General features: G+C 46.3%; 2 protein-coding genes. Both read right to left on the bottom strand.

The window, feature by feature from the left end; all coding sequences use genetic code 11:
• Positions 1 to 4 precede the first annotated feature (4 nt).
• The gene (locus KDK18_RS00110; protein WP_257252318.1) at positions 5 to 445 is read right to left on the bottom strand and encodes a transposase; all 441 of its coding nucleotides are present in this window, start codon (positions 443 to 445) and stop codon (positions 5 to 7) included.
• On the bottom strand, positions 405 to 1,129 hold a 725-nt coding region (locus KDK18_RS00115; RefSeq protein WP_257252320.1), incomplete at its 5' end, for a hypothetical protein. The genes KDK18_RS00110 and KDK18_RS00115, both read right to left, overlap by 41 nt.

Here is a 1,129-nt window from a genome sequence, read left to right on the forward strand (position 1 = left end):
CAAGCTACCTTGTCAAACACTTAAGAAAGATATTTCTGGCACCGTTGATATCACGATCAACGGTGAAGCCCTCACCCTTAATCATTTTGGAAGAACCTAATTTTTCGTCAATGGTCCCGTTCCATGATTGAGTCTTGGATGTATAGGCTTCGTTGCAATCAACGACATGCTTTCCATACTTTTTTGCGTACCACTTAAGCCGCTTTTTGAATGGGTAGTGATTGAGGTCAAGCATCTGGCGGCAGGTGTTACGGCGAATGGTGCGAACCTTCTTATCTTTGCGTGTGACCATACCTCTTGTCTCAAAGGTTGGCAAAAATACAACGTCGTAGTTCGACACCAGCTCGAACGCCAGCCGGTTATGCAGATCAAGAACAATGTCATCCTTTTTGCATTTCAGACGGTCAATTTCCCTGTTGAAATGAATAATCCGATCTCTTGCCACCCGCTATCAACGCCTCTTTTTCGCTGTAGCAAGTGGCAAAGGTGCGAACTCCGGGATCAACTCCAATGCATCTAACCTTCCCTTGGATTTCGGGATTTAGCTCAATATGTTGTTGAACCTGAATGAACCAGCGACCTTTGTCGTAGGTTACGACACAAGATTTACCCATCGCTTCTGCTGGCACATCTTCTGTCAGGTGGATCTTGCCAAGAGCCTGTACGCAGGGATTTAATCCCTCTGGCAAACGGTCAATAGAGAATGAGTGCCTGCTACCTTTGCGGCTTTTGAAACTGATTTCTGCAAAGCCCTCTTTAGCTCCCCTGAGCTTCTTGTTGTGCTTGCAGACCGCTTTGAATGTAGTCGCTGCCGCCAGTGCTCCATTATCAGAAACAATCGAGTTATAAGCCCTGCCACTTTCTTTTTGCTCCTGCTCCACTTGAGCTTTAATGGCGGGTCGCATATTGATGAATTTTCCGCTGGCATCTTTATAGTCATCGTTACGGAAACGCTCAACAGCAAGGTTGTACGACCTGCGATAGAGTATCAGGGCATCGTGATAGGCTTGCTCATTCTCTGGGTAAAACCTGATCTTTTTTGACGCGGCTATCTTTGCGTCTTTTAGCAGATCGCTTCCCGTAGTGGCTATTGCAGAATGAGGTAATGAAACCGATAAGCTCTTGGGTG

Source organism: Endozoicomonas sp. SESOKO3 (assembly GCF_024606255.1).